General features: G+C 72.0%; 28 protein-coding genes and 1 pseudogene. 10 read left to right on the forward strand and 19 right to left on the reverse strand.

Features of this window, described 5'->3' with window-relative positions; all coding sequences use genetic code 11:
* Nucleotides 1–155: 155 nt before the first annotated feature.
* The 4 genes and pseudogenes from ABS735_RS16885 to ABS735_RS16900 all read left to right on the forward strand — a co-directional run.
* Nucleotides 156–206, forward strand: a pseudogene (locus ABS735_RS16885) (hypothetical protein); the annotation flags it as partial.
* Nucleotides 207–306: 100 nt separating this feature from the next.
* The gene (locus tag ABS735_RS16890) at nt 307–525 is read left to right on the forward strand and encodes a hypothetical protein (protein WP_373906197.1); all 219 of its coding nucleotides are present in this window, start codon (nt 307–309) and stop codon (nt 523–525) included.
* Nucleotides 526–546: 21 nt separating this feature from the next.
* Nucleotides 547–1293, forward strand: coding sequence for a DUF1838 family protein (locus tag ABS735_RS16895; protein ID WP_373905344.1), 747 nt, complete (start codon nt 547–549; stop codon nt 1291–1293).
* Between the two features lie 37 nt (nt 1294–1330).
* Nucleotides 1331–1921, forward strand: a complete 591-nt coding sequence (locus tag ABS735_RS16900; RefSeq protein ID WP_373905343.1) for a DUF998 domain-containing protein — start codon at nt 1331–1333, stop codon at nt 1919–1921.
* Nucleotides 1922–1929: 8 nt separating this feature from the next.
* Here ABS735_RS16900 and ABS735_RS16905 read toward each other — a convergent pair whose 3' ends face one another.
* Nucleotides 1930–2304: a hypothetical protein gene (locus ABS735_RS16905; protein ID WP_373905342.1), complete on the reverse strand. Its 375-nt coding sequence runs from the start codon at nt 2302–2304 to the stop codon at nt 1930–1932.
* Nucleotides 2305–2405: 101 nt separating this feature from the next.
* On the opposite strand from ABS735_RS16905, the gene sigJ reads away from it, so the two are divergent.
* The gene (sigJ, locus tag ABS735_RS16910) at nt 2406–3302 is read left to right on the forward strand and encodes an RNA polymerase sigma factor SigJ (RefSeq protein WP_373905341.1); all 897 of its coding nucleotides are present in this window, start codon (nt 2406–2408) and stop codon (nt 3300–3302) included.
* Between the two features lie 54 nt (nt 3303–3356).
* The gene (locus ABS735_RS16915) at nt 3357–3965 is read left to right on the forward strand and encodes a GPP34 family phosphoprotein (protein ID WP_373905340.1); all 609 of its coding nucleotides are present in this window, start codon (nt 3357–3359) and stop codon (nt 3963–3965) included.
* 12 nt (nt 3966–3977) lie between these two features.
* Here the strand turns inward: ABS735_RS16915 and ABS735_RS16920 are convergent, their stop codons facing one another.
* Together ABS735_RS16920 and ABS735_RS16925 are read right to left on the reverse strand one after the other, a co-directional pair.
* Nucleotides 3978–4361 carry a toxin Doc gene (locus tag ABS735_RS16920; RefSeq protein ID WP_153176160.1) on the reverse strand — a complete coding sequence of 128 codons (384 nt, stop codon included), beginning with the start codon at nt 4359–4361 and terminating at the stop codon, nt 3978–3980.
* Entirely contained in the window at nt 4361–4600 is a 240-nt protein-coding gene (locus ABS735_RS16925) for a hypothetical protein (protein ID WP_164457822.1), read from the reverse strand. The genes ABS735_RS16920 and ABS735_RS16925 overlap by 1 nt, the downstream gene beginning before the upstream one ends.
* 151 nt (nt 4601–4751) lie before the next feature.
* Between ABS735_RS16925 and ABS735_RS16930 the strand changes: the two genes are divergently transcribed.
* Nucleotides 4752–5843: an NAD(+)/NADH kinase gene (locus ABS735_RS16930; protein WP_373905339.1), complete on the forward strand. Its 1092-nt coding sequence runs from the start codon at nt 4752–4754 to the stop codon at nt 5841–5843.
* Between the two features lie 114 nt (nt 5844–5957).
* Nucleotides 5958–6422, forward strand: coding sequence for a spore-associated protein A (locus tag ABS735_RS16935; protein WP_373906196.1), 465 nt, complete (start codon nt 5958–5960; stop codon nt 6420–6422).
* Between the two features lie 53 nt (nt 6423–6475).
* Here ABS735_RS16935 and ABS735_RS16940 read toward each other — a convergent pair whose 3' ends face one another.
* The 3 genes from ABS735_RS16940 to ABS735_RS16950 form a co-directional block, all read right to left on the reverse strand.
* Nucleotides 6476–7216 carry a class I SAM-dependent DNA methyltransferase gene (locus tag ABS735_RS16940; protein ID WP_373905338.1) on the reverse strand — a complete coding sequence of 247 codons (741 nt, stop codon included), beginning with the start codon at nt 7214–7216 and terminating at the stop codon, nt 6476–6478.
* Nucleotides 7217–7297: 81 nt separating this feature from the next.
* Nucleotides 7298–8302: a HEAT repeat domain-containing protein gene (locus ABS735_RS16945; RefSeq protein ID WP_373905337.1), complete on the reverse strand. Its 1005-nt coding sequence runs from the start codon at nt 8300–8302 to the stop codon at nt 7298–7300.
* A 3-nt stretch (nt 8303–8305) separates the two neighbouring features.
* Nucleotides 8306–8977, reverse strand: a complete 672-nt coding sequence (locus ABS735_RS16950; protein ID WP_373905336.1) for a HEAT repeat domain-containing protein — start codon at nt 8975–8977, stop codon at nt 8306–8308.
* A 98-nt stretch (nt 8978–9075) separates the two neighbouring features.
* Between ABS735_RS16950 and ABS735_RS16955 the strand changes: the two genes are divergently transcribed.
* Both ABS735_RS16955 and ABS735_RS16960 read left to right on the forward strand, forming a co-directional pair.
* On the forward strand, nt 9076–9894 hold the full coding sequence (locus ABS735_RS16955) for an SAM-dependent methyltransferase (RefSeq protein ID WP_373905335.1): 819 nt from the start codon (nt 9076–9078) through the stop codon (nt 9892–9894).
* A 272-nt stretch (nt 9895–10166) separates the two neighbouring features.
* The gene (locus ABS735_RS16960) at nt 10167–10886 is read left to right on the forward strand and encodes a phosphatase PAP2 family protein (protein WP_373905334.1); all 720 of its coding nucleotides are present in this window, start codon (nt 10167–10169) and stop codon (nt 10884–10886) included.
* A 45-nt stretch (nt 10887–10931) separates the two neighbouring features.
* On the opposite strand, the gene ABS735_RS16965 is transcribed toward ABS735_RS16960, so the two are convergent.
* Genes ABS735_RS16965 through ABS735_RS17025 form a run of 13 tightly spaced genes read right to left on the reverse strand, consistent with a single transcriptional unit; the run spans nt 10932 to nt 25295 of the window.
* On the reverse strand, nt 10932–12257 hold the full coding sequence (locus ABS735_RS16965; RefSeq protein WP_373906195.1) for a glutamate-1-semialdehyde 2,1-aminomutase: 1326 nt from the start codon (nt 12255–12257) through the stop codon (nt 10932–10934).
* An 8-nt stretch (nt 12258–12265) separates the two neighbouring features.
* Nucleotides 12266–12817, reverse strand: coding sequence for a dTDP-4-dehydrorhamnose 3,5-epimerase (rfbC, locus tag ABS735_RS16970; RefSeq protein WP_373905333.1), 552 nt, complete (start codon nt 12815–12817; stop codon nt 12266–12268).
* Nucleotides 12814–14043: a polysaccharide pyruvyl transferase family protein gene (locus tag ABS735_RS16975; RefSeq protein WP_373905332.1), complete on the reverse strand. Its 1230-nt coding sequence runs from the start codon at nt 14041–14043 to the stop codon at nt 12814–12816. Before ABS735_RS16975 ends, rfbC begins: the two co-directional genes overlap by 4 nt.
* Complete coding sequence (locus ABS735_RS16980) at nt 14040–14987, reverse strand: glycosyltransferase family 2 protein (protein WP_373905331.1); 948 nt, start codon at nt 14985–14987, stop codon at nt 14040–14042. Before ABS735_RS16980 ends, ABS735_RS16975 begins: the two co-directional genes overlap by 4 nt.
* On the reverse strand, nt 14984–16273 hold the full coding sequence (locus ABS735_RS16985) for an MATE family efflux transporter (RefSeq protein WP_373905330.1): 1290 nt from the start codon (nt 16271–16273) through the stop codon (nt 14984–14986). The genes ABS735_RS16980 and ABS735_RS16985 overlap by 4 nt, the downstream gene beginning before the upstream one ends.
* A gap of 5 nt (nt 16274–16278) precedes the next feature.
* Nucleotides 16279–17562, reverse strand: a complete 1284-nt coding sequence (locus ABS735_RS16990) for a DUF4910 domain-containing protein (protein ID WP_373905329.1) — start codon at nt 17560–17562, stop codon at nt 16279–16281.
* Nucleotides 17550–18575, reverse strand: coding sequence for an NAD-dependent epimerase/dehydratase family protein (locus ABS735_RS16995; protein ID WP_373905328.1), 1026 nt, complete (start codon nt 18573–18575; stop codon nt 17550–17552). Before ABS735_RS16995 ends, ABS735_RS16990 begins: the two co-directional genes overlap by 13 nt.
* Before the next feature lie 3 nt (nt 18576–18578).
* Nucleotides 18579–19226 (reverse strand): PIG-L deacetylase family protein, encoded by a 648-nt coding sequence (locus tag ABS735_RS17000; protein WP_373905327.1) that lies wholly within the window; start codon nt 19224–19226, stop codon nt 18579–18581.
* Nucleotides 19223–20032 carry a glycosyltransferase family protein gene (locus ABS735_RS17005; protein WP_373905326.1) on the reverse strand — a complete coding sequence of 270 codons (810 nt, stop codon included), beginning with the start codon at nt 20030–20032 and terminating at the stop codon, nt 19223–19225. Before ABS735_RS17005 ends, ABS735_RS17000 begins: the two co-directional genes overlap by 4 nt.
* Nucleotides 20029–21279 (reverse strand): class I SAM-dependent methyltransferase, encoded by a 1251-nt coding sequence (locus ABS735_RS17010; RefSeq protein WP_373905325.1) that lies wholly within the window; start codon nt 21277–21279, stop codon nt 20029–20031. The genes ABS735_RS17005 and ABS735_RS17010 overlap by 4 nt, the downstream gene beginning before the upstream one ends.
* Nucleotides 21276–22517 carry a glycosyltransferase gene (locus tag ABS735_RS17015; protein WP_373905324.1) on the reverse strand — a complete coding sequence of 414 codons (1242 nt, stop codon included), beginning with the start codon at nt 22515–22517 and terminating at the stop codon, nt 21276–21278. Before ABS735_RS17015 ends, ABS735_RS17010 begins: the two co-directional genes overlap by 4 nt.
* 2 nt (nt 22518–22519) lie before the next feature.
* Nucleotides 22520–23752, reverse strand: a complete 1233-nt coding sequence (locus ABS735_RS17020) for an O-antigen ligase domain-containing protein (RefSeq protein WP_373905323.1) — start codon at nt 23750–23752, stop codon at nt 22520–22522.
* A gap of 1 nt (nt 23753) precedes the next feature.
* A complete protein-coding gene (locus tag ABS735_RS17025; protein WP_373905322.1) occupies nt 23754–25295 on the reverse strand; it encodes a right-handed parallel beta-helix repeat-containing protein in 1542 nt (513 codons plus the stop codon).
* Nucleotides 25296–25307 lie beyond the last annotated feature (12 nt).

Raw genomic sequence — 25307 nt, forward strand, 5'->3', positions numbered from 1 at the left:
CGACTTCGTCCTGCCCGTCCGTGCCCACTACGTCTACGACCTGGCCCCGGAGCTGAGCGACCTCGCCGAACGGGGCGCCGTCATCGACGTGCCCGCCACCCTCCGTCGAGGACCTCTGCCCGGCAGCGGACGCGCTCGTCGCCGAGTACTCGTCCATCACCTTCGACCACGCCCACCTCGACCGACCCATCGTCATATACGCCGACGACTGGGAGATCTGCGTCCAGGTCCGCGGTATCACCTTCGACCTCCTCTCCGGCGCCCCGGCGGCACGCCGGAGCGGTCGTCACGACCGAGGACGAGCTCATCGACACTTTCCGCAGCGGTCGTCGGCGCGGTACCGAGGCCGCCATCCTGCGTGCGGCCTTCCGCGAACGCTTCTGCCGGTACGACGACGGAAACGCCGCGCACCGCACCCCGGCGCCGTCACCGGCCCCCGGCCGAACGCGACGCGCCCAGTCCCGGAACGGCTGCTTCCGGCCGATTCCGGGGCTGGGCGCGTCGTATGCCGCCCGGCCCGGGTGACCGTCGCGCAGAGTACTTCCCATGACGACACCCGCACAGTCGCTCCGCTCTCTCGCCCGCACCCGGGCTTCCCTCGACGGTGAGGAAGTCACGTACTGGTGGTCCGGAAGCGTGTACTCGTGGGCTCCCGACGAACCCTACGAGCGCGTCTTCGGCTTCGAGGGCGTCAACGTCGCCCGCCTGGTCCACGACGCCGAGGACGGCCCGGACGCCTACCGGCTGCTCAGCCGGGAGGCCGCCTTCTACCTCGACCCCGTCACCGGCGAGATCCTCGAGACCTGGCGGGACCTGCCGGTGGAGCATATCTGGAACGACCCGGCGAACCAGAAATGGCGCCCCTTCCCGGTGCCGACGACCGACCTCGACGGACAGGTCTGCTTCAGCCTCGAGATCCCGCTCGCCTACCCCTCGCCCCTGCCGGTGGCGCAGTACCCCCTGCACTCGGCCGGCGACACGTACCGGGCCCTGGAGCTCTTCCAGTTCTTCGCCCACCGCGCGGACCTGGCCGGCCCGGCCCCCGGCGTCCCGGCCACCATGTCGTGGACCCGGATGTCCCCATGGGCCCCGTGGATGGCCCGCGGCCAACGACCGGGCGGTCTCACCTATCACTGCCGGGGCCGCAAGCTCGGCGCCTACACCGAGGTCCCCGAGCGGACCCGTGCCTGCATCGCCGACCACCACCCGGAGTTCGCCCGGGCCCCGGAGAAGTGGAGCGAGCCGAACGAGACGAGCTGGACGTACTGGCGCAGGCTCAACCCGCCCGAGTGAGCGCGATGGCCCCGGTTCCGCGTTTTATGGTGATCCGATGCGATGTGTACCCAGATGGGTCCTGCTCTCGTCGGGATGTGCACCCGTCCTGCTGATCGCGGGCTGGACCGGCGCGGCGCGGTTCGAAGGGCCTTCCTACGACCCCGTCACCCAGACGATCAGCGTCCTGGGGGCCTACGGGGCCGCCGGGTTCTGGGTGATGACGGCCGCGTTCCTGGCCCTGGGCGTCTGTCACCTGCTGACCGCCTGGGGGCTGCGGGCGGCCGCCACCGCCGGACGCGTCGCGCTGGGCGGCGGCGGACTCGCCGCGCTGGTCCTGGTGGGGCTTCCCGCACCCAGCAGCGGGGGCTCCCTGCGCCACGGAGCCGTGGTGGTGGTCGGGTTCACGCTCCTGGCGGTGTGGCCGGTGCTGGCCGTCGACGGCGGACCGGCCGCTCCCTGGGCGCTGCGTCTCGCGCCCTCGCTCGTCGCGACGACCCTGATGGCCGTCGGAGGCGTGTGGTTCCTGATCGAGATGCGGCGACACGGCGACGCCGGCGTCGCCGAACGCGTCGTGACGTGCTTCCAGTCGCTGTGGCCCTTCGTGGTGGCCGCCTCCTGCCTCCGCCACGCCCGGCAGCGGGCTTGATCCCCCGTTCACGCGAGCGTTCGGCGCCGCGCCAGCGCCAGCACGCTCAGTCCGAACATCAGGACGCCCAGAGGCAGATGGACCGACGGAACGTGCGCGATGCCGAGCACCACCTGGACCGAGGCGAGGACGAGGAAGCCGGAGGCGTGCCAGACGGGCGTGACCGGGCCACCGCCCGGCTTCCACGCCAGTATCGCCGCGATCACGTACAGCATCGACGCCGCGTACATCACCCGCGCCCCGACGCTGTGCAGCGTCTCTCCGTAGGACGCGGTCAGCAGCAGTCCGGCGGAGACCGCCTGGAGGAAGATGGTCAGTGTCTGCAGGGCGATCGCGATCTGCAGGAACGAGAACCGGCGCTGCGCCGTCGCCTGGGTTGCCATGTCACGGTCCCCTTTTCCGCCCCGGAGGGCAGTAGATCGATAAGCTCTCACCAGCCCGACGACACGGGTCGGCGAAAGGTAAGGCGAGGGGGCGGTCGGGCATGGGCACGGCTGGGACGAGCACCGACGAGACGGTCGGTGAACGGCGCCAACTGATCAATGTCGCGTACCGGTTGCTCGGTTCGCTGGCCGAGGCCGAGGACGCCGTACAGGAGGCCTACGCGCGCTGGTACGCGCTGCCCCCCGACCGGCAGGACGAGATCGTGGCCCCCGGAGCCTGGCTGACGACCGTGACCGGCCGCATCTGCCTGGACGTGCTCGGCTCGGCGCGGGCCCGGCGCGAACGCTACGTCGGCGCATGGCTGCCCGACCCGCTCCCCGACCACGCCGAACGGGACCACGGCCCCGGCTCCGATCCCGCCGACCAGATGGTCCTGGACGAATCGGTGTCCATGGCCTTCCTGGTCGTCCTGGAGTCGATGACACCCGCCGAGCGGGTGGCTTTCGTACTGCACGACGTCTTCCGCTACCCGTTCGCCGAGATCGCCGGCATCCTCCGGCGGACCCCCGCGGCCTGCAAGCAGCTCGCGGCGTCGGCCCGGCGCCGGGTGCGTGCCGCGCGGGCTCCGACGACGGCGACGGCCGAGCGGACCGACGTGGTGCGGCAGGTCAAACAGGCGTGGGAGACCAAGGACATCGCGGCCCTGGTCGACCTCCTCGACCCGGCCGCCGTCATGACCGCCGACGGCGGCGGCAAGGCCGGCGCCGCCCTGCGCCCGGTCGAGGGCGGCGCCCGCATCGCCCAGTACATGGCCGCCATCGCCGAAAAGGCCCCGGGACTCGAACTCCTGGAGCAGTCGGTCAACGGGGCACCGGGCCTCGTGGCCCGGCGCGCCGGCGTCGTCATGACCGTGGCCGCGTTCGAGGTCGCCGAAGGCCGCGTCACCCGCATCTGGGCGGTCCGCAACCCCGAGAAGCTGCGGTCGTGGGTAGGCTGACCCGGATCGCGGCCGGTGTACCGCAGCAGATGTGACAGATGTGGAGCTTCCGCCATGACCACAGCGCACGATCTGACGATCGTCTCTCTCGAGGTTCCCTCCGACTACCCGGTCGAGCGTGGCGACCTGTCGCTGGCACTGGCCGGAGCCGAACTGATCGACCTGCTGGAAGCGGGGACGGTCGCGCTGGACGGTCTCCTCCTGCGGCCGGTGTCGCCGACGCGGTCCGGGGACGCGCTGCTCGACGCGGCGGCGACCCTGGTCGGCCAGGAGCCGGCCGAGTCCGTGGAGGACTGGCTGTGGCGCCGGGGAGACGGCCTGGCGGCGCGGTACCTCGCCGCGGCGGGCGCGGACGACGGTGGCCGCAGGCGCCCGCGATGGAACGTACGGCGTACTGCCGACCGGACGGCCCCGGTCCCGGCCGATGCGTCGGCCCGTCGGCGCGCCACCGACCGCTGGTCCGGCGGCGATCCCGTGCTGGTGGGTCTCGCGGCCGCGGTGGGCATCCGGCACCAGGCGGCCGATCAGGTGGCGGACCCGGAGGACGACGGGCTCGCGGCCGTTCTCGCCGCCGTGAACGACGCCGTGGTGGAGTTGGCCGCCACCCGGCAGCGTCGCAGCATCGAGGAGGCGGCGTTCGACAACATCTGGCGTGGGATGTGACGGCCGCGCGCGTCAGATGCGCCAGGAACGGAGCGCTTCGGCCACGTCGTAGATGCTCAGCCGGGTCTCGCGGACCTTTCTGATCAGGTCCGACAGGGCCCCGTAGGGAGGGTCGATTCCTTCACCGGACTGGTCCATGTACTGACCGGTCACGAAAGCCGCGAAGAGGCTGTTGCGGTGGGGAAGCGGTTCGAGACGCACGACGGTGTGCAGGAGGGCCGCCGCCCGCCAGGCGCTGTCCGGGTTGGACGCGGCCAGGGTCGGCATGCGGGTCTTGTGGCGGGCCACCGCCGCGACGAGGGCCGAGTAGTCCGTGACCGACACGTCCTCGTTGTCGAGAGCGGCGTCCTGGACGTCCAGGAGCCACGGGACATCGATGTACAGGGGCTCGCTCATCAGGCGGCGGTGACTCCCTCGCCGCGCTGGGACGGGGGGATCTCGTCCGGGAACGCCTCGTCGAACTCGGCGCGCAGCCGGTCCGCCCACGAGGCGGCGCCGGCGACGAACCGCTTGCGCTGCATCTCGCGGACACCGAGGTCGTGCATGTACTGCTTGAGGCTTTTGCCCTCGGCCGCGGCGGCGGCACGCACGCCTTCCATTTCTTCCTCGGTGAAGGTCACGTTGAGTGATGGCATACCGGCATGGTACCTACTCGGTACCTGACGCGCGACTCACCGGACGGGGGAGGGCCGCCCCGGCATGTCGATGCCCACCCCGCCATGACGGTCGGCGAGTATTTCGTCGATCGCGGTTCCGGGGACACGGTCCGGGAGCAGGGAGGCAGCGGTGACGATCGAGCGGGTCGGACTCGTGGTCCACGGTGGCCGCGAAGGCGCCGCCGAAGCGGCACGGGAAGTCCGGGAGTGGTGCGAGGAGAACGCCGCGGTCTGCACGGACATCGACGTCTGGAGCGGCGGGGGGCGGCGCAGCGCCCGGGAGGAGGTGGACGCGGCGGGCGACCCGGATCTCGTCGTCACCCTGGGCGGTGACGGCACCTTCCTGCGCGGCGCACGGCTGGCGGCGGAGAACGACGCCCTGATCCTGGGCGTGGACCTGGGCCGCGTCGGATTCCTGACCGAGGTCCCCGCGCCCGCGGTGCGCTCCGCCCTCGACGCCGTCCAGGGCGATCGCCTGGAACCGGAGAGCCGCATGCTGCTCACTCTGCGTGCCTCCCGGCCGCTGGAGATCCCGGCGGAGATGGAGGCGCTCCTGCGGTACGGGCGAGGACCGTTGCTGCCGCCCCCGCGGGTGCGTACCGACTGCGAGAGCGGGGACGAATGGGGCATCGCGCTGAACGTCACGGCCCTCAACGACGTGGTCCTCGAGAAGCTGTCGAGGGACCGGCAGGTCTCCGTCGGCGTCTACATCGCCGGCCGGCTGCTCGCCTCGTACTCCGCCGACGCGCTGCTCGTGGCCACCCCGACCGGCTCCACCGCCTACAGTTTCGCCGCGGGCGGCCCGGTCGTCTCGCCCCGCGCGGAAGCGCTCGTCTTCACCGCGGTGGCCCCGCACATGACGTTCGACCGCTCCGTGGTCACCGCACCGGACGAGCCCGTCGGGCTGCGGGTCCTCGAACGGTCGGGCCGGGCCGCCGTGAGCATCGACGGGCAACTGCGGGGCGTACTCGATCCGGGCGACTGGCTCGGCGTCTACGCCGCTCCCCGCCGACTGCGGGCGGTGCGGCTGGGGCCCATGGACTTCTACGGCCGCCTGCGCGAACGCATGCGGCTGACCGACGCCCCGGCCGCGGTCGCCGACGGCACGCCCGCCCCGCTGTGGCCCGTCAGCACGCCCCCACCGGGAGACCTCGCACACCTGGCGATGCCGGTCCCGGCAGCCGGAGGGGACTCTGCCGATCTTCTTCGCGAACGGCCGTAAACTTCCGTCAACGGCGTACAACCCCCGAAGGGGCGCAAAGGTCTCAACAGGTGGCTTCAGCAACACCATGGGGAGGCCAGTCGATTCACGGATCGAGGTGCCATGAAGCGTTCCATGCAAGCCGTGGGGGCGACGTTGACCGCCGTCGGGGCCATCGGGGCGGGGCTGTTGGTGACGGCTCCCGCCGCCGGCGCGGCCACCGCCGGTGCGACCGCGTCGTACAACGGTGTCTGCGGCTCCGGCTACAAGGTGGTGAACTCCATGCCGATCGGTACCACCGGCACGGTGTACCTCACCTACAACTCGTCCACGGGCAAGAACTGCACCGTGACCATCCGCAACAAGACGGGCACACCGACGTACATGGTGGCCTACGTGCGCAACGTCGACAGCGGCGAGGACCAGACCGACGCGGGGGACTACCGCTCGTACGCCGGGCCGGTGTACGCGTTCGCGCGCGGCGCCTGCGTGGAGTGGGGCGGCGTCATCGGCAACCTCCAGGCCTGGAACTACGGCTCGAACTGCGGCGCGCTCGCGGCCAAGGTCCCGCAGCGGGACTGGTTCGCCGGCGACCGCTGAGGCGGCGCCGTCGGCCGACCGGGGCTCCGCCGCACGGCGGAGCCCCCACCCCCTCAGGCCGGCTTGCGCCACACGGAGACGTGCTTCCGGGAGTCCTGGGTGAACGGGCTCCCGTCCCAGTCCCCGACGCGACGCTCCAACTCGAGGCCGGCGATCCGCGCCATCAGGTCGAGCTCCGCCGGCCAGGCGTACCGGTGCCGGGAGTTGTCGCGGCGGTAGGCGCCGTCGTCACCGTCGCGGGTGAAGTGGTGCGACACGAGCATCTGCTCGACCAGGTCGAAGGTGTCGAAGCCCAGATGCCGTTCGGAGACGTCGAACGGGACCGCGACCTGTCCGGGCGGCAGGAACCGCAGCGGCGGCACGCCCAGCTCGATGACGAACCGGCCGCCGGGGCGCAGATGGCGTGCCGCGTTACGGAAGCACTCGACCTGCTCGTCCTGTGTGAGCAGGTTCGTGATGGTGTTGTAGACCAGATAGACCAGGGTGAACTCGCCGGGGACGACGGTCGTGGCCATGTCCCCGAGGGACACCGGCAGCGTCTCCTCGTCGGCCTTGCGCCGCAGGACCGACGCCATGTGTTCGGAGAGCTCGATGCCCGCCACCGGCACACCGCGTTCCCGCAGCGGGACGCCCACGCGTCCGGTTCCGATGGCGAACTCCAGCGCCCGGCCGTCTCCGGCGAGTTCGGTGAGGAAGTCGAGGGTCGACCCGAGGACGGCGGCCGAGGAATTCTCGGTCTCCTCGGCGTCGTAGCGGTCGGCGGTCTCACGGGTCCACAGTTCGCTGCTCGTCACGGACGGGCATTCTTCCCGGCACGCAGCGGCGCTGTCGACGTCTTTTCGACCGTGCCGCACGCGGTCCCGCGCCAAGCGGCGTCACCGCTCGCCGCGCAGCCGAAGAAGGTAGGCCGCGGTCACCGCGACGGCACGGTCCTCGTCCTCGGACAGCTCCACCAGGGCACCGGACGCCCTCGCACCGGGGATGCCCGCCAGCGCCTGGGTCAGCCGGCCGCGGGCGGCCGCTTCGACGGTGTCGTGGTCGAGACGGCCGACGAGCACCGCCGCGATCCGGTCCGCCGTCGCGGCGTCGCTCGCCAGCACGCTCAGGGCGTCGGCCGCGTCGGTGTCGTTCCTCCCCTGCACCACCATGTCGATGAGCGTCGGGACCGCATCGCCCACTCCACGCGTCCCGAGCGCCAGCGCCGCGTACCCGCGAACCACGGCGTCGGGACTGTCGAGGGCGTGCCGCAGCTGTGCGGCGGCCTCGACGCCGGGCAGCTCGGCAAGGGCCTGGACGGCACGCTCCCGCACCGCGGCCACCGGCGAGCCGAGACCCTCCGCCAGCAGGGCCGTGCCGTCGTCGCCCGATCGCGCCAGCGCCCAGCGAAGGGCTCCGGCGACGTTGGGATCCGTCTCGCTCAGTGCCGCCTCGACCAGGGCCTCCACCGGCACCACGGCCTCGTGGACCGAGGAGAGGGCCGCACGCTGGCGGGCGTCCGCGCTCTTCGAGCCCAGCGCCTGGAGGAGCGCGACGACCTGGAGGACGTCCTCCCAGCCGGCCGGGCCCGCGGCATCGATCCGGCGCAACCGGGTGAGCAACTCGGTCTCGGCCGCGATGCGTTCGCGTGTCCGTCGGACGAGGTCGTCGACGAGTGCCGAGGGTGCGAAGCCGGGCTCGTCGAGCGCGCGACCGATCTCCCGCAGCGACAGCCCGAGCGACCGCAGGCTCTCGATGTGGAAGATCCGCCGGATGTCCTCCCGGGAGTACTCCCGGTAGCCCGATCCGGTACGGCCCGAGGGCCGTACCAGGCCGAGCGACTCGTAGTGCCTGAGCATGCGGGCACTGACCCCGGACCGTCGCGCCACCTCACCGATCAACACGTTCTATCGTCCCCCTGGCCCCGGCCCGCCGAGGGCCACGACGCGCTTCGCCTCCTCGATCGCCGATTCGAACCCGGCACCGGGGTCCCGCAGCAGCCGTTGTGTGGCGAGGGCGTGCGCACGCACGGGCGGGGCCGGCGCGCTCGCCGCTGCCTCCAGCACCCCCACGGCCGCCTCGCCCAGCGCGACCAGTGCCCGGCTGAGACTCAGCTGCGTCTCCCGGTCGCCGCGCCCCAGTTGCGTCGCCAGCACGGCGGCCAGGGCGGCCTCCTCGCCTTCGGGGACGAGTACGACCGCGGCCCGCCAGGCGCTGCGCGCCACCTCCTCGTCCGCGTCGGACAGCACCGCCCGCGTGATCGCCGGCCACGCCTGCCGATCCCCGATCTTGGACAGCGTGTGCAGCGCCTGACTCCGTGCCTGCGGGCGTTGCGAGCGGACTTCACGGATCAGCGGGGGGAGCGTCATGGACACCGGGTGGCGGGTGAGTGCCCAGGTCAGCATGTCGCGGACGAAGAACTCCGGTTCGATCGCGGATCGCTCGACGAGCTTGTCGACGAAGCGCGGGTCCGGCGTCGTACCGACGGCCAGGGCCGCCCGCAGCCGCACGGAGGCACGCTCGTCCTCCAGGCCCTCGAGCGCTCGCATCGGATCCGTGTCCTGTCTGGTCGTGGTCATCGGAACCACCTCCTCGGCAGCCAGTGAAGACCTTGTCACCGTGTCAAGGTCAAAGAAACGGTGGTCGGGGCGGCTCGTCGGGGGAGAAGATGGGTGCCATGACGGGAGAGAGTTCCTCCATCGACAGCACCAGGCCCAGTATCGCCCGCGTCTACGACTACTTGCTCGGCGGCAAGGACAACTACGCGGTGGACCGGGAGATCGGTGACGTGTTCAAACGTGACCTTCCCGGTTCGGTGGCGATCGCCTTCGCCAATCGCGCGGCGTTGACCCGGGCGGTGGGGGAGATCGTGACGACGACCGAGGTGCGGCAGTTCATCGACCTGGGCAGCGGCCTGCCCACCGCCGACAATGTGCACCAGGTCGCGCAACGACGGGTGCCGGACACCCGGGTGGTGTACGTCGACACCGATCCCCAAGTGCTGGTCCACGGGCGGGCGCTGCTGGAGGAGAACGACCGGACGCGGGTCGTACCGGTCGACGTACGCGATCCCGAGGGGATCAGGAACCACCCCGACACCCTGGAGCTGATCGACTTCGACCGTCCCGTCGCCGTCATGTTCAGCGCCATCCTCCACCACGTCAACGACGACGAGGATCCCGCCGGGATCGTCCGCTACTGGCGCGAGCAAGTGCCCTCCGGGAGCTGCTTCTTCGTCAGCCACTTCCGGTCCGGGAACAACCCGGAGACGGCGGAGGCCGAGAAGGTCCTCCAGGGGACGTTCGGCCGCGGCCGGTGGCGGACCGACGCGGAGATCGAGGCCCTGCTGGACGGTCTGGAGATCCTGGAGCCGGGGATAGTGCCGGCGCCCCTGTGGCGTGCCGAGAGGGCCGGTACACCGTGGAACGACGGCGGTGAGCGGGCGTTGACCGTTTGGGAGCACCTCATCGCCGCCGTGATGGCCCGGAAGCCGTAGGACCGGCCGAGCCTACGGCCCCGGGCGCGAGGGGAGTTCTGGGACACCGCCGAGCAATTCACGGCACTCTTTGCCCAATGGCCCGAACCGGCTGTTATCAGGTCCGCGGGAGCGACTACGGTGGCTTCGGCCCGAGGGTGATCGGTGGGGACCGCCCGTGAGCCGGGCGACACGGGGGAGTGGACGAGGACGTGGGAGAGTACCGCAGGTCCCCCGGGGGCGGTGGGCGTGCGACCGGCCGGCCGGCGCCGTTGCTGCCCCCGTCGACGCGCATGTGGCTCGGGCTGACCGCGTCGCTCGCCGCGCTGGTGGTCGTCGTCTCCGGGGCCGCGTACGCCGACGACAGCGAGCCGGGCACGACGGACGCGCGGATCTGGGCGGCGGTGGACGGTGTGGGGCCGCCGTGGCGGCACGTCGCTCTGGTCACGGACTTCCTGGGGGAGCCCGTGGGAGCCGTGCTGCTGGTCGCGGCCGTCGTGACGGGCTGTCTGCTGCTGCGGCACCCGCGCGCGGCGGTGTTCGTCGTGACCGGCGCCGGCCTGACCGTGGGGACGACGACACTGCTCAAGCCCGTGGTGGGACGCACCATACACGGCGACAACCTGTCCTACCCGAGCGGGCACACCGCCTTCCTCACCGCGATGGCCCTCATGGTGTCGCTGCTCGCGACCGGCCGGCTCGGCCTCGGCAGAGCGGCCGGCGTGCCGTTCGTGTTCGCCGCGGGGCTGGTGGCCGGCGCGGTCATGGGCTGGGCGCAGGTCGCCCTGGGCTCGCACTACGCGACCGACACCCTCGGCGGCTGGTGCACCGCGCTGGCGGTGCTGCCGGTGACCGTGTGGCTGGTCGACCGGACGGCTGACCGGCTGGTCGACCGGAGAGCCGACCGGTCGGCCGACCGGAGGGCTGAAGGGCCGGCCGACGGGACGGCTGACCGGCCGGCCGACCGGAGAGCCGACCGGAGGGCCGGCGCCGGTCGGCAGGAGTGCCGCTGACGCCACGCCCGGTCACGTCGTCCCTCCGCCGCCGTTCGCCTCACGTCACGCCGAGCGGCGGAACACCGGCTTCACCGCTCGGCCGCCCGTCCAGGGGGTGGGGTCGGCGGCGTCCAGCGCCTTGCGGTACACCGCACAGGCCTGCGCCACGGCGTCGACCGTCTGATCGATGTCGGTGTCGCTGAGCGCGCTGCTCACCACGAACGACGGGGCCAGCACCCCGCCCGCGAGGAGCCGGCGCAGGAACAGGGTGCGGTACTGCTGGGAGGGCCGCCGGTTCTCGTCGAGGGTGGCGAAGACCAGGTTGCTGGCCCGGCCCCGGACGACGACGTGGTCGCCGACGCCCATACCGGCCGCCGCCTCGCGGACACCGGTGGCCAGCCGCTCCCCGAGGGCGTGCAGCCGCGCGGTGACGCCCTCCTCGACGTAGGTGGCCTGCACCGCCATCGCGGCCGCCAGCGCGTGCGTTTCGGCACCGTGGGTGGTGGACAGCAGGAACACCCGCTCGCCGGAGTGACGCAGCCCGCCCCGCTCCATCAGCTCCCGTCGCCCGGCCAGCGCGGAGACGGCGAAGCCGTTGCCCAGCGCCTTGCCGAACGTGGAGAGGTCGGGGACGACACCGTACAGGCTCTGGGCGCCCGCCTCCGACCAGCGGAAGCCGGTGATCATCTCGTCGAAGACCAGCACGCAGCCGTGCCGGTCGGCCAGTTCGCGCAGACCGGCGAGGTACCCGGGCGGCGGCTCCGTGTGGGTGGCGGGCTCGAGGACCAGGCAGGCGATCTCGCCCTGGTACCGGGTGAGCAGATCTTCCGTGGCGGCCAGGTCCCCGTACGGGAACGCCACGGTGAGTTCGTCGGTCGCCGCCGGAACGCCGGCGGACATCGGAGTGGTGCCGATGAACCAGTCGTCGACGGAGAAGAACGGATGGTCGGCGCAGACGGCCACCCGGGACCGCCCGGTGGCCGCGCGGGCCAGGCGCACCGCGGCGGTGGTGGCGTCGGAACCGTTCTTCGCGAACTTCACCATCTCGGCGGTCGGCACCGTAGCCAGGAAGCGCTCCGCGGCCTCGACCTCAACGACGGACGGCCGGACGAAGTTGCTGCCCCGGTCGAGCTGGCGCCGCACGGCCTCCGTCACCCGGGGATGGGCGTGCCCGAGGCTGACCGACCGCAGGCCCGAGCCGTACTCGATGTACCGGTTGCCGTCGACGTCCCACACGTGGGCACCGCTGCCGTGGCTGATCACCGGGGCCAGGTTCTCCGGGTACTGGTCGTCGCCCTTGGCGTAGGTGTGCGCGCCCCCGGGGACCATGGCGTGCAACCGCTCGTTCGCCTGCCGCGAGCGGGGCAGACTCAACTCTTCCGCGTTCACTCGGTGCTTCACCCTTCCCTGTGCTTCAGGACCTCGGCGAGGCTCGGTGCCCGCCGGTCCCGCTCGGACATCGAGGTGACCGGCAGCGGCCAGTCGATGGCGAGTTCCGGGTCGTCGAAGGCGATCGTCACGTCCTCGGCGGGGTCGTGCGGGCGGTCGATCCGGTACGAGACGTCGGAGGTGTCCGTCAGCGACTGGAAGCCGTGCGCGCATCCCGCCGGGATGTACAGGGTCGCCTGCGTCTCGCCGGACAGCTCGAAGAAGGCCCTGCCCAGGTACGTCGGCGAGTCCGGCCGCAGATCCACGACGACGTCGAAGATCCTGCCGTACGAGCACCGCACCAGCTTTGCCTCGCCCGCGCCGGAGCGCAGGTGCAGGCCGCGCAGCACACCCCGGACCGAGCGGGACACGCTGTCCTGGACGAACGCGGCCGGGTCGAGGCCCACCGAGCGGACCACGTCGGCGTCGAAGGTGCGGCAGAAGAAGCCGCGCTCGTCGGCGTGCGGCGTCGGCTCGAACAGGTACGCGCCGGCGATCCGGGGAACTTCGGTCGCCTTCATGGTGTCTCCCGCAGGGCGTGGGTGGGGTCGGTCGCCGGGAACAGCGCCGCGGCCAGGTCGGTGAACTGCTGCTCGACGCGCCGGGCGACGGCCAGGTTCCGCTCGAAGAGGGTCCGCCGCAGCCGAGCCGCGTTCCGCTCGAGCTCGCGGAACTGTTCGAGCAACCGGTCGGCGTCGGCCTCGCGGGCCGGGTGGCAGTATGCACCCATGCCCATCTCGGCCATGAGTACGTCGCTCTTCACCGAGTAGCTCAGGGCGAGCGTCGGTGTGCCGACCTTCAGTGCGCAGACGATGTTGTGGTAGCGGGTCGCCACCACGCTGTCGGCACACGCCGTCTCCTTCATCAGGTCGGCCAGCGAGGCCGCCTCGGCGACGGTGACCAGCGGTGAGCCCACCGCGTCGACGATCGCGGCGGCCACCGGCCGGTCGAGCTCGTCGCCGGTGAGCAGCCGGACCGGCCTCCCCTCCTCGACCAGCGCGCGGACGAACCGCGTCGTCCCGTCGAGGTAGCGCCGGTGGATCTCCTCGGCCCGGTCGCGTTCGTCGTTGTTCCCGTGGAAGTCCATGACGCCGACGCAGACCGGGCCCGGCGTGTCCGCGGGTTCGTTCGCCGACGGCGCCGGCAGGGCGAACACGAGGTCCGCGTAGACCTCGTCCCGCGCGGTGTTCACGCCCATCGCCCGCATCGCGTCGCGCGACTGGGTGTCCCGGTACGACCGGTACGCCGCCAGCCGCGTCGACCAGCGGGTCAGGGCCCGGGTCGGCCGGTTGCCGATCGGGCCGGCGCCGACACTGACCAGCGCGACCCGGGTGCCGAAGAGCCGGCCCGTCGCGCAGAGCAGGAACAGCGAGTACGGGAAGCCCCACGGCCGCAGCGGCAGCGTGGTCTCCAGGACGCCCGTACCCGGCACGATCACCGCGTCGTGCCGGCGCACCCAGGCGGCGGTGCGGACGACGTCGACGAGTTTGCCCAGACCCTTGGCCGCGATCGCGCTCACCCGGGACGCGGTCCGGTACTCACCGCGGTACCAGTTCAGCCGCGTCGCGGGGATGCCGTACCGGGTCGCGACGATCTCGGGCCCGCCGCACATCGCGTCCACGACCGCGCCGGGACGCGCGGCGCGGAGGTGGTCGAGCACGGCCTCCAGCGACCCGTCGTTGCCGCTGTTGCCGGAGCCGAGCAGGCCGAACAAGCCGATGCGCACCGGCGTTTCGCTGAGTGTCATGCCTGCCTCTTCTCGCGGCCGGCGACGAGGGCGTCGACGGAGACGGTGAGCCGGCCCGGGCCGGCGGGGGTGCGGTCCTCGACCCGCTCGCCGGCGCCGGGCCGGATGCGGCTGGTCATCCACGCGGCCAGATGGCGGTGGCACGCCCGCCGGTCGGCCGAGGACAACGGCGCCCGCCCGATCGCGGAGACGAAGCCCCAGACGTACTCGGCGAGCAGGCGGGGCGTCGGGTGCAGCGGGCCCGCCCGGCGCGGGTCGAGGTTGACGCACCGCGAGCGCTTGGAGGGGTTCGCCCGTTCGGCACGGGTGGGGTGGTCGCGGCGGAAGTACAGCAGCTCCGGCACCTGGTGGAAGGGCCCGTGCAGGGTGATCTCGGCGACGAACGTCCGGTCCGCGTGGTGGTAGCTGTCGTGCGGCTTCACGCGGCGCAGCATGTCGGCCCGCATCACCCCGTAGAAGTCGTCACCGCCGGGCTCGAACAGCAGGCTGCGGAAGCGCTCCGGAGCGTGCGGCGAGTCGGTGGCGAGCCCGTACTCGTAGGGGACCTTCACCTTGCCGTCGCCGTCGATGACCGCCTGGCCGCTGTGCGCCAGGACCACGTCCGGCCGCTCGTCCAGCGCTTGGACGCAGCTGCGCAGCAGGTCCCGGGCGTAGAGGTCGTCGTGCGAGGCCCACTTGAACAGCTCGCCGCGGCACTCGGTGAACACGTAGTTGTGGTTCGGGGCGGCACCGATGTTCCGGGGCAGCCGGATGTAGCGGATGCGGGAGTCCAGCGCGGCGTACCGGCGGCAGATGTCCTGGGTGCCGTCGGTCGACGCGTTGTCGGAGATCACCAGCTCGAAGTCCTCGTAAGTCTGCCCGAGGAGGGCGTCCAGCGACTCGGCCAGGTACTCCTCGCCGTTGTAGACGGGAAGGCCGATGCTCAGCCGGGGGTGGGCGGTCATGTGGTCCTCACTTCGGGAATGGAAGGGTGGTGGCGCTCGCGCAGGGCGGCCCGCAGCTGCAGCCACCACACGGCCGAACCGCAGACGGACGCGGCCGCGGCGCCCCAGGCGGAACCGACCGTGCCGCCCGCGACCGCTCCGCCGAGCCCGCCGGTGACATAGCAGGCGGAGGCGAACAACTGGCAGCGCAGACTGCGCCGGGCCGCGGCGAGCGCCCGCAGCCCGGCCGCCGCGCCGGTGCCGAGCCCGGCGCCCGCGACACCGAGCGTGACCGGCACGATGAGTTCCGAGGAAGAGCTCCAGACGTCACCGAGAACGAGCTCGCCGAGCCGGTCCGGCACCAGCAGCAGCGCCGTGCCCCACAGCAGCGCGGCGACGGCCTGCCCGCCGCCGAGCAGGAAACAGAACTTCCCGAGCCGCTCCGGGGCCTGCCGCAGCACCCGCGCCGACTCCGCCACGGTGACCAGCGACAGCCCCATCAGCACCGCGAGGAACGGGCCGAGCAGGAGTTCCGCGCCCCGGATCACACCCACCGCGCCGACCCCGACGATCGCGCCGAGCCCGTACGCCCGCACCTGACCCGCGCCGCTGACACCGACGTTCTCGACCAGGTACCGGTAGCCGAGGTCGCGGTGGTCGCGGTGCCACTCGCGCGCTCCGGCCGGTCTCGGCCGGATGCCGGACTGGAACCAGCCGTACGCCGCGGCCACCGCGGCCGACCCGCCCCAGGCGAGGAGGAAGGCCGGCACACTGCCCACGCGGGCCGCCACCACCATGGCCGGGACGAGCGCGACGGCCCACACGACGTCGTTGACGAACGCCTTCCGGCCGACGCCGGCGGCGAAGAACGAGTACCGCCAGGCGTCCTGGAGCAGCAGTCCCGGCAGTACGACGCCGAGAGCGGCGAACGCGGCTCCCACCTGGCCGCCGATGCCCAGCCCGGAGACCAGACACACCGTTCCGATACCGGCGCCGACCAGGAGCGCGGAACCCGACGACCGGGCCACCGCCCCGCGCCAGGACGATTCCGGCACGCCGCTGAAGCGCACCACGAGCGGGTCGGTGGCCAGCCCGCGGGAGACGTTGAGGACCACGCCGTAGGTCACCCAGGCCAGGCTGAACACGCCGAACGCGGTCAGCCCCAGCGAGCGTGCCACGTAGATGCCCACCACGAAGTTGGACAGGCTGGAGGCCGCCTGGTCGGCCAGCCCCCAGGACAGCCTGCCGACGACGCCCCGCCGCGCGGGCTCCGCCGGTGTCGTCGTCTTCTCCCCCTCGACGGTCATCGGCGTCATGCCTTGATCAGTCCGGCGCCGTGCAGGGCGTCGGCGGCGACGGCGACGGTCTCGAACGGCAGCCCGGACCGCTGGGCGACGTCGAGCAGGCTGTGCTCGCCGTCGGAGAGGTTGAGCACCCAGAGCATGGCCATCTGGGCCTGCTTCGCGTCGCTGCGGCCGCCGAGCGAGTCGTACAGCCCGCGCCGCCCCAACTGCGGCTCCCCGTACGGACTGAGGTTGACGTACCGCCGGTTGCGGTCGAGGACCGCGAACGCCTCGCGGCAGACCGCGAGCGTGTCCGCCATCGCCGCCGGGGAGACGAAGTCCAGATTGTCCGCCGACGTGTGGTACTCGGGGTAGCCCGCGTACGGGGTCCGGGTGAGCGAGCCCACGCCGAGGTCGAACCCGGGCGAGCAGTACTGCCGTTCGTCGTAGCCGTACGGCGTGAACTCCGTGACCCGGTGCGGTCGTTCGGAGGTGGACAGCACGTGCCGCAGCACCCGGTCGATCTCCGCGTCGCCGCGCCTGCTCTGCTTGTACGTCAGTTGCCCCGGGTCACCCGCGCAGGCCAGCACGAGACCGTGTTTGACCCGCTCCACCCGCTCCCTGTTGCGGGCCAGCCAGGTGATCGCCCCGATGGTGCCGGGCGCGAAGACGAACCGGTAGGTGTAGTACGGGTTCCGCTCCGCCAGCTCCCGGGCCAGGAACGTCGCCACCGCGATGCCGGCCAGGTTGTCGTTGGCCAGCGACGGGTGGCAGACGTGGCAGGAGACGATCACCTCGTCGGGCACCTGCCCCGGGACCACGTGCTCGGCGTAGGTGAGGTGGCCGTCCGCCAGGGTCGAGTCGATGCGGACCTCGTACTCGCCCTCGGGCAGCGCGTCCAGGGTCTGCTGAGCCAGGCAGAACCCCCACTCCGCCTTGTAGTAGCTCGTGCGGTACGGCACCAGGGACGGCTGGTCCGGCAGGGTGTGCAGGTGCGGACGGAGCTCGGCCAGCGGCATGGTCGCCGACACCGGCACGCTGTAGCCGAGCACATGGAGGCTCGACGCGGCGAAGTCGACGACCCGGCGGCCGTCGGCGTCGGCGACGTACGCGTCCCGGATGTTCCACTCCTGCGGCACCGTCCAGTCCAGCACCTGCGTCCCGGTCGGTACCTCGTGCACGTGCAGAGGGATGTACTCGTCGACGATCCGCAGGGTGGCGCGCACACCGTCGCCCGTGATGCTCCGGCACAGCGGATAGAGCCGCTCCACCAGCGCGTACATCTCCTCTCCGGTCTGGGTCATCGGCGCCACCGCAGGGTGTCGTCGACGGCGCCGGTCTCGGAGGCCTCGCGCAGCACCGCGAGGCGGGTGAAGCGCCGCTCGAAGTCCTCCCGGGTCAGCCCGTGCTCGCGGTAGGCGTCGGCGAGTTCGAGCGCGCCCTGCTTCACCGTCCACTCGCAGTCGAAGCCGGGGATCGCGGCACGGAACCGGGAGAAGTCCACCCGGTACGAGCGCGGATCGGCGCCCGTCTCCCCGGTGATCACCACCTTCGAACCGGACACCGCCGCGGCCACCTCCTCGGCGATCTCGGCGACCGTGACGTTGTTGACCTCGCTGCCGATGTTGAACGCCCGGTCGTGCACCGCCTCCCGCGGCGCCACCAGCGCGGCGGCGAACGCCCGCGCGATGTCGGCGGCGTGCACCAGGGGCCGCCACGGGGTGCCGTCGGAGAGCACGAGCACCTCACCGGACAACAGGGCGTGGCCCACCAGGTTGTTCAGCACGATGTCGGCGCGCAGCCGGGGCGAGTAACCGAAGGCGGTCGCGTTGCGCATGTACACCGGGCTGAAGTCGCCGTCCGACAGCGCGTGCAGGTCGTCCTCCACCCGCACCTTGGACTCCGCGTACGGCGTCACCGGCCGCAGCGGCGCGTCCTCGGTCACCAGCTCGCCGCCGCCCGCGGCGCCGTAGACCGAGCACGTCGACGCGTACAGGAAGCGCTGCACCCCCGCGTCGCGGGCCAGCCGGGCCAGCCGCACCGACGCGTGGTGGTTGATGTCGTAGGTCAGCTCCGGCGCCAGCGAGCCCAGCGGGTCGTTGGAGAGCGCGGCCAGGTGGATCACCGCGTCCACGCGGGCCACGTGCTCGGCCGTGACGTCGCGCAGGTCGACCCGCTGTCCGGGCGGGTCGTCGGGCGCCGGGCCCAGGACGCAGTCGGCGAACAGGCCGGCGTCGAGGCCGACGACCTCGTGTCCGGCGGCCGTGAGGACCGGGGCCATCACGGTGCCCAGGTAGCCCTGGTGTCCGGTGAGCAGTACGCGCAAGGTTCAACCCCCCAGGTTGAGAGTGAGTTTGGCGACGTCGAACGCCTCGGCGTAGCGGGCGTGGCATTCGATGCCGCGGATCCGGGCGAGACCGAGGAAGGCCTCCCGGTCGTACCAGGGCCGGTGCCGCTGCGAGGGATAGTGCTCCTGCAGCAGCCGCACCTTCTGTTCGGCGATCTCCGGCGTCAACGGCTGGTACGCCGACGGGCGGCCCAGATCGCCGTCCCACTTGACGATCTCGTAGCGGAGCACGAGATGGTCGCGGAACGCGGTGGTCATCAGCTTCGCCAGGCCGCGGTGGTCCTGGTGCGCGTCGTCGGTGCGCGGCGCCAGCACGAGATCCGGCTCCGTCCGCTCGCGCAGCTCCTCGACCGCGGCCTTGGCCTCCTCCCAGTGCGCCGGCATGCGGCCGTCCGGCAGCTTGAGCACGGTCAGCCGCAGGTCGGCGCCCGGGCAGAAGGCGGCGAGCGCCGCCCGCTCCTCCTGCTCCCGTTCGCCGCCACCGCCGGAGAGCACCAGCGCGTCGACGCGGAAACCCGGCCGGGCCAGACACAGCGTCAGCAGGGTGCCGCCGGCGCCGATGGCGATGTCGTCGCAGTGCGCGCCCACCGCGACGACCCGGTCCGGGCGTCCGGCGCCGAGCCGGATCACGCGGACCTCACCCCGCCACGCGCCGCAGCGTCGTCGCGTTCCCACACGGCCCACGGGCGTTCGCCCCGGGTGTAGGCGGCGTCGAGCGCGGCCCGCTCCTTCACGGTGTCGGTCGGCTTCCAGAAGCCGCGGTGCTGATGCGCCACCAGCCGGCCGCGCTTGGCCAGTTGGGTGCATCCGTCGGCCACCAGGTCCCCGTTCTCCGGGATGTGGTCGAAGACCTCCTGACGGAGCACGAAGTAGCCGCCGTTCTCCCACAGCGGCAGGTCGCTCACGGGCGTGATGCCGCCCACCAGACCGTCCTCACCGAGGTCCACGCAGTGGAACGAGGACTGCGGCGGCACCACCATCATCGACGCACCGGCATCCCGCCGGGCGAAGGAGTCGATCATCCGCGGCAGCGGCGCGTCGGTGAGCACGTCGGCGTAGTTGGCGAGGAACATCTCGTCGCCGTCCAGATGGTGTCGCACCCGGCGCAGGCGCTCCCCGATCGGCGACTCGATCCCGGTCTGCGCGAACGTGATCGTCCAGTCGGCTATGTCCGTGGACAGCAGCTCGGTGCGCCCGTCCCGCAGCACGAAGTCGTTGGACGTCGTCTCCTCGTAGTGGAGGAAGAAGTCCTTGATGTGGTGGGCGCCGTACCCGAGGCACAGGATGAACTCCTTGTGCCCGAAGTGCGCGTAGTAGCGCATGACGTGCCAGATCAGCGGCCGCGGACCGACCATCGCCATCGGCTTGGGCACGTCGTCGGACGCGCCCTCGCGCATCCGCATCCCGTAACCGCCGCAGAACAGTACGACCTTCATGCTGTGACCTTTCGAGACGCGGCCTCGACGATGCTCAGTTCCGGGATGGGGAAGACCAGCCGGCCGCCCCACTCGTGCACGAAGGAGAGCTGCTCGACCAGCTCGGCCCGCAGGTTCCACGGCAGGACCAGGACGTAGTCCGGCCGGTCGGCGGCTATCCGCTCGGGCGACAGGATCGGGATACGGGTGCCCGGAGTGAACCTGCCGTGCTTGTACGGGTTGCGGTCGACCGTGTACGACAGCAGGTCGGGCCGGATGCCGCAGTGGTTGAGCAGGGTGTTGCCCTTGCCCGGGGCGCCGTAGCCGACCACCGTCTCGCCCCGCTCGGCCGCCTCGATGAGGAACCGCAGCAGGTCCCGGCGCACCTTGGCCACCCGGGCGGAGAACTCGGTGTACCCGGACAGCTCCCGCAGCCCGGCCGCCTTCTCCCGGTCCAGTACGTCGGCCACCCGCCCGCTCGGCTCACCGGCCACCTCGGCCGGCCGGGCCCACAGCCGGATGGAACCGCCGTGCGTGGGCAGCAACTCGACGTCCACGAGTGCGAGTCCGCCGCTCGCCAGCGCCCGGATCGCGGAGGCGACCGTGTAGTACTGGAAGTGCTCGTGGTAGATCGTGTCGTACTGGTTCTCCTCGATCAGCGTCAGCAGGTGCTGCACCTCGACGGAGACCCAGCCGTCGTCGGCGACCAGGGCACGCAGCCCCTGCGTGAAGCCGACCACGTCGGGGATGTGCGCGTACACGTTGTTGGCCACGACCAGGTCCGCCGGGCCGTGCTCGGCGCGGACGCCCGCGCCGGTGTCCGGGCTCAGGAACTCCGTGAGCGTGGGCACGCCCGCATCCCGCGCCGCCGCGCCGACGTTCACCGACGGCTCGATGCCGAGGCAGCGGATCCCGCGGTCCACCATGTGCCGCAGCAGGTACCCGTCGTTGCTCGCGACCTCGACCACGAAGGCGTCCGGACCCAGCCCCAGCCGATCGACGGCGCCGGCGACGAACGTCCGCGCGTGCTCCACCCAGGAGGTCGAGTAGGAGGAGAAGTACGCGTACTGCGTGAACGTCTCCTCCGGCGTGATCAGCGCCGGGATCTGCGCGAGCCAGCAGTCGGTGCAGACCCGCAGGTGCAGCGGGTACGTCGGCTCCGGCCGGTCCAGTTGGTCCGCGGCGAGAAAACTCTCGCACGGAGGGGTCGCTCCCAGATCGACGACGCTTTCCATCGCCGCCGAGCCGCAGAGTCGGCATCGTGTCATCTACTGCCCCCATTCCCCCTGCCCGCGGGGGTGTCCCCGCCGCGAGCCAGTGCTGACCGCCCCGCGATCGCGGTGCGGTACCCCTTCAGCAGGCGCTCCAGCCCGACGGCCGGGCTGAAGCCCTGTTCGTAACGGCGCCGGGCCGCCCGGCCCATCTCCTGGTTCCGGCCCGGCTCGGCCGTGATCCGGCGCAGGCACGACGCGAGCGAGGCGGGCTCGCCCGGCCGGTGCAGCAACCCGGTCACCCCGTCCTCGACGAGCTCGACGAAGGCGCCGTGTCCGGCGGCGACGGTCGGGACCCCCGCCGCCATCGCCTCCACCACCACCAGACCGAACGCCTCCAGCCACGTCGAGGGAGCCACCACGGCCACCGACCGGGCGATCGCCCGACGGCACCGCTCCGGGTCGTACAGGCCGACGCAGCGCACGTCGTCCCGGCCCGCCGCCCAGGCGGTCACCTCGCGCTCCAGCGGCCCCGTGCCGGCGATGACGAGCGGGACACCCACACCGCCGGCCGCGGCGATCTCGTCCCACGCGGCCATCAGCAGCCGTACGCCCTTGGCCTCCGCGAGCCGGCCGAGATACAGCAGGTGCTCGCCGGTGCCCGAACGGCGGGCGTCCGGGTCGGGCACGAAGTTGTGCTTCACCGCCAGTCGTTCGGCCGGCATGCCCGCCCGCACCAGGACGTCGCGCTGCGCCGCGGAGATGCAGAAGAACCGCTCCACACCGGACCACCAGCGCCGCCGGTTGACCGACAGGCTGACCGCGAGCGGCACCGTCGCCAGCCGGGAACCGCGGTAGCAGCCGTGCCGGACGGCGGGCAGCGGCCCCGACCCGACGCACTCGGTACACGGCCGGCCGTCGCGCTGCAGCGTGCCGGGCGGGCAGACCTGCGTGTAGTTGTGCAGCGTGGCGACGGCGGGCACCCCCGCGTCGGCGCAGGCGGCCAGCACCGCGGGCGACAGCAGCGGGAAGACGTTGTGGACGTGCACCACGTCCGGCCGCTCGGCCCGCAGCCGGGCGGCGAGCTCCGTGCGGACCGCCGGATTCCACGGCACCATGAGCGGCACCGCGACCTTGCCGAGCAGGGACCGGCCGGCGATGTCGTCGCTGCGCCGCTCGAACACCCCGACCCGGTGGCCGGCCGTGCGCAGCAGCTCCACCTCCTGGTCGACGACGTTGTTCTCGCCGCTCGGCTGCGCCGAGTTGTAGCGGTTGTGCACCACGAGGACGTGCATGCTCAGGTCACCTCCGAGGTGCGGGCCCAGCGCGGGACGCGGCGTCGAGGGGGTTCGGGCGTCGACAGGGGCGTGGCCGCGGCCGGTTCCGCCAGCAGGGAGGCGGCCACGGCCAGATGCAGCAGATACGGCGAGGCGTCGCCGAGACCCGCCTCGGTGTACGACGCCAGTGCGCAGTAGCTGATCAGGAAGATCGCGCAGGCCCTTGCCGGGGACGGCGGCCGCAGCAGCGCGACCCCGCCCAACACGACGAAGACCGCCACCACCAGGGCGACGCCGATCAGTCCCTGCTCGTGGTAGACGGCCAGCCAGCTGTTGTCGATCGGCAGCCCGTCGAACGACTTGTCGCCCAGGCCCATGCCGAACACCTTCTCCCCGGTCGTCCGGGGCGCCGCCAGCAGAGCGTCCCAGACCTTGGCCCGGCCGGTGAGATTGCTGAAGTTCTCCTCGCTCTGCCCCCGCAGGAACCACGCCTGCAGCGCGGAGGCGAACACCACCGCGGCCACCGCGGCGCACAGCACCGCCCAGGAGAAGAACCGGCGGGCGGCGGCACTGGTCAGGGTGAGCGAGCCGATCGCGAGCGCCAGACCGACGAGCAGGCCGAGCGTGGCCGTACGGGTATGGGTCAGCAACAGCAGGACGAGCGAGGGCACGATCACCATGGCCGCGCTGCGCCGGTCGGTCCGGTGGCTGAGAAGGAGCAGCACGGACAGTCCGATGATCACCGCGGCGTACTGCCCGATCTGCGGCGGGGTGAGCGGCCACAACGCGCCGACCAGCCGCCCGCCGTAGAGGTCGGGCAGGGCCGCGCCCGGAGAGACGAGCGCACCGGCGGCCACCGAGCACAGGACCACGAAGTACATCCGGATGTGCTGCCGTACGAACGTCGTGCTGCCGTCCCACCAGCGGCTGAGCAGCCACAGGGTGCCGACGAAGAGAGCCAGCCGGGCACAGCGGAACAGCGCGCCGAACCCCGACTCCAGGCCCGCGCTGGAGATCACGCTCGGCACCAGCAGCAGGGTGAGCAGGAGCAGGTAGGCGCTGGGGCGCACGCGCAGGCGGAGATTGAGCGCGAGCGCCAGCGTGAACGCGACGGCCAGCGCGCCCATGGTGACCATCTGGATCAGCGAGCGGGGCAGCGGGACGATGGTCTCCGCCCCCGTGGAACCGAGCGTGTTGAGGACCAGCAGCCCCCAGACCGTCCCGACCAGCTTGGGCGTGCGGTCCGCTTCCATCTCAACCCCCTCCCCGCGTGCGGAAGGTGCTGCCCGCGTCCTGCCGGTAGGGCGCGCTCCGCCACTCCTCGAAGTCGAGGACCCGGCTCGGGTCGTGGGCGACGAACTGCCACGGTCCGACGTAGACGTTGTCGTGCCAGCGGTTGTGCTGGAGGTGGGTGACGGCCTCCGCCACCCGCTCGCCCTGGTAGGGGGACCAGTCCGGATAAGTGCCGTAGTTGGCCAGCAGTGCCATGCGGTCGCAGTTGACCGTGCACTCGACGACCGACTTGTCCAGCACGAAGCGGTTGTCGTGGATGTCCACCCGCTGGGTCTTCCACCGGCAGTCGGCGTACAGAGGTGCCTCAGCGATGGCCGGGCGTGCGCAGCGGTCGGTGTTCTCCACCAGCAACGTGCAGTCACCGGACGAGGTGTTGGCCGGGCTGTTGCAGAACCGGTCGGCGTTCTCCCACAGGGTGATCCCGGACCAGTTGTCCTCCAGTACGTTCCGGTAGATCTCGATCTTGTCCGTGCGGGCTTCGACGCGCGGTTCGCCGCCGGACTCGGAGATGTAGACGGTCGCGAACGGGAAGTTGTCGCCGCCGTCGGTGTTCTCGCGGCCCTCGACCCAGTTGTTGCGCCGGATCGTGTTCTCCCGGACGACCGCGTTGTAGCTGGTCTCGTAGATCAGCGCGGCACCGTCGTTGGACTCCAGCACGTTGTCCTCGATGAGGAAGTCGTTGTTGTTGGTGTCCGCCCACAGTCCGGTCCCGCGGTTGTCGTGCACCCAGTTGCCGCGCACGTCGGCACCCTGGACGGCCCAGAACTTGACACCTCCGGTGCAGCCGCAGCCCGGCCGCTTCCGCTCCCAGTCGCCGGTGTTGTTCCCCACGATCTCGTTGCCCTCGACCACCAGGTCGTTGATGATGCCGTCGCCCTTGTACGCGTTCATGCCGTACTGGCCGTTGCCGCGCAGACAACTGGCGCGGACCTCCTGGCGGTCGCCGGCCATCAGTCCGGCGCCCGAGTTGTACTGGATCGTGGCGTGCTCGATCACCCACCCGTCGGCCGAGTCGTGGTTGACCACGCCCTCGTCGTGCGGCGCGGCGAAACCCTGCACCGTGAGATGGCTGATGGTGACGTCGCGTGCCGTCCCGCCGAACGCGTACTGGTTGGTCTTGTGCCCGTCGAGCACCGCTCCCGGCGCGCCGATGTACCGGTTCCCCTCCTTGGGGGCGACCTGGGAGTAGCGGTCGGACTCCAGCCGGTGCTTGCCCGGCCGGAGCCAGAAGGTGGTGTGCGCGGGGCTGTTCCGGGTCTTGGCCGCCAGGTCGCCGACGACCCCCGGGTCGACGGTCACCGCTCCCTCGGGCGCCTCGGCCGGCCCGGCGGCGGGCTTCGCGCAGACCCGGGCCACGGGCCTCGCACCCGACGAGGAGGACGACGCGGACGGCTTCGGCGCCGGGTCGTCCGGTGTGCCGTCGCAGCCGGTCGCCAGCAGTGTCAGTGCCAGCACCAGCGGCGCCGCGGCCGGCAGTGCCCGGCCCCGCCACGTGATCCCCATGCGTCCCCCCTT

Source organism: Streptomyces sp. MMCC 100, from assembly GCF_041538145.2.
GTDB lineage: Bacteria > Actinomycetota > Actinomycetes > Streptomycetales > Streptomycetaceae > Streptomyces.

Bases quoted from the DNA above. Each gene is read 5' to 3' on its own strand.
- ABS735_RS16920 (WP_153176160.1), bottom strand. From the start codon at position 4,361: ATGAGCGAGCCCCTGTACATCGATGTCCCGTGGCTCCTGGACGTCCAG.
- sigJ (WP_373905341.1), top strand. From the start codon at position 2,406: ATGGGCACGGCTGGGACGAGCACCGACGAGACGGTCGGTGAACGGCGC.
- ABS735_RS17020 (WP_373905323.1), bottom strand. From the start codon at position 23,752: ATGGAAGCGGACCGCACGCCCAAGCTGGTCGGGACGGTCTGGGGGCTG.
- ABS735_RS16935 (WP_373906196.1), top strand. From the start codon at position 5,958: ATGCAAGCCGTGGGGGCGACGTTGACCGCCGTCGGGGCCATCGGGGCG.
- ABS735_RS16960 (WP_373905334.1), top strand. From the start codon at position 10,167: ATGTGGCTCGGGCTGACCGCGTCGCTCGCCGCGCTGGTGGTCGTCGTC.
- ABS735_RS16950 (WP_373905336.1), bottom strand. From the start codon at position 8,977: ATGACCACGACCAGACAGGACACGGATCCGATGCGAGCGCTCGAGGGC.
- ABS735_RS17010 (WP_373905325.1), bottom strand. From the start codon at position 21,279: ATGACACGATGCCGACTCTGCGGCTCGGCGGCGATGGAAAGCGTCGTC.
- ABS735_RS16915 (WP_373905340.1), top strand. From the start codon at position 3,357: ATGACCACAGCGCACGATCTGACGATCGTCTCTCTCGAGGTTCCCTCC.
- ABS735_RS17005 (WP_373905326.1), bottom strand. From the start codon at position 20,032: ATGAAGGTCGTACTGTTCTGCGGCGGTTACGGGATGCGGATGCGCGAG.
- ABS735_RS16925 (WP_164457822.1), bottom strand. From the start codon at position 4,600: ATGCCATCACTCAACGTGACCTTCACCGAGGAAGAAATGGAAGGCGTG.
- ABS735_RS17015 (WP_373905324.1), bottom strand. From the start codon at position 22,517: ATGCACGTCCTCGTGGTGCACAACCGCTACAACTCGGCGCAGCCGAGC.
- ABS735_RS16980 (WP_373905331.1), bottom strand. From the start codon at position 14,987: ATGACCGCCCACCCCCGGCTGAGCATCGGCCTTCCCGTCTACAACGGC.
- ABS735_RS17025 (WP_373905322.1), bottom strand. From the start codon at position 25,295: ATGGGGATCACGTGGCGGGGCCGGGCACTGCCGGCCGCGGCGCCGCTG.
- ABS735_RS16905 (WP_373905342.1), bottom strand. From the start codon at position 2,304: ATGGCAACCCAGGCGACGGCGCAGCGCCGGTTCTCGTTCCTGCAGATC.
- ABS735_RS16895 (WP_373905344.1), top strand. From the start codon at position 547: ATGACGACACCCGCACAGTCGCTCCGCTCTCTCGCCCGCACCCGGGCT.
- ABS735_RS16975 (WP_373905332.1), bottom strand. From the start codon at position 14,043: ATGACACTCAGCGAAACGCCGGTGCGCATCGGCTTGTTCGGCCTGCTC.
- rfbC (WP_373905333.1), bottom strand. From the start codon at position 12,817: ATGAAGGCGACCGAAGTTCCCCGGATCGCCGGCGCGTACCTGTTCGAG.
- ABS735_RS16900 (WP_373905343.1), top strand. From the start codon at position 1,331: ATGCGATGTGTACCCAGATGGGTCCTGCTCTCGTCGGGATGTGCACCC.
- ABS735_RS16985 (WP_373905330.1), bottom strand. From the start codon at position 16,273: ATGACCGTCGAGGGGGAGAAGACGACGACACCGGCGGAGCCCGCGCGG.
- ABS735_RS16955 (WP_373905335.1), top strand. From the start codon at position 9,076: ATGACGGGAGAGAGTTCCTCCATCGACAGCACCAGGCCCAGTATCGCC.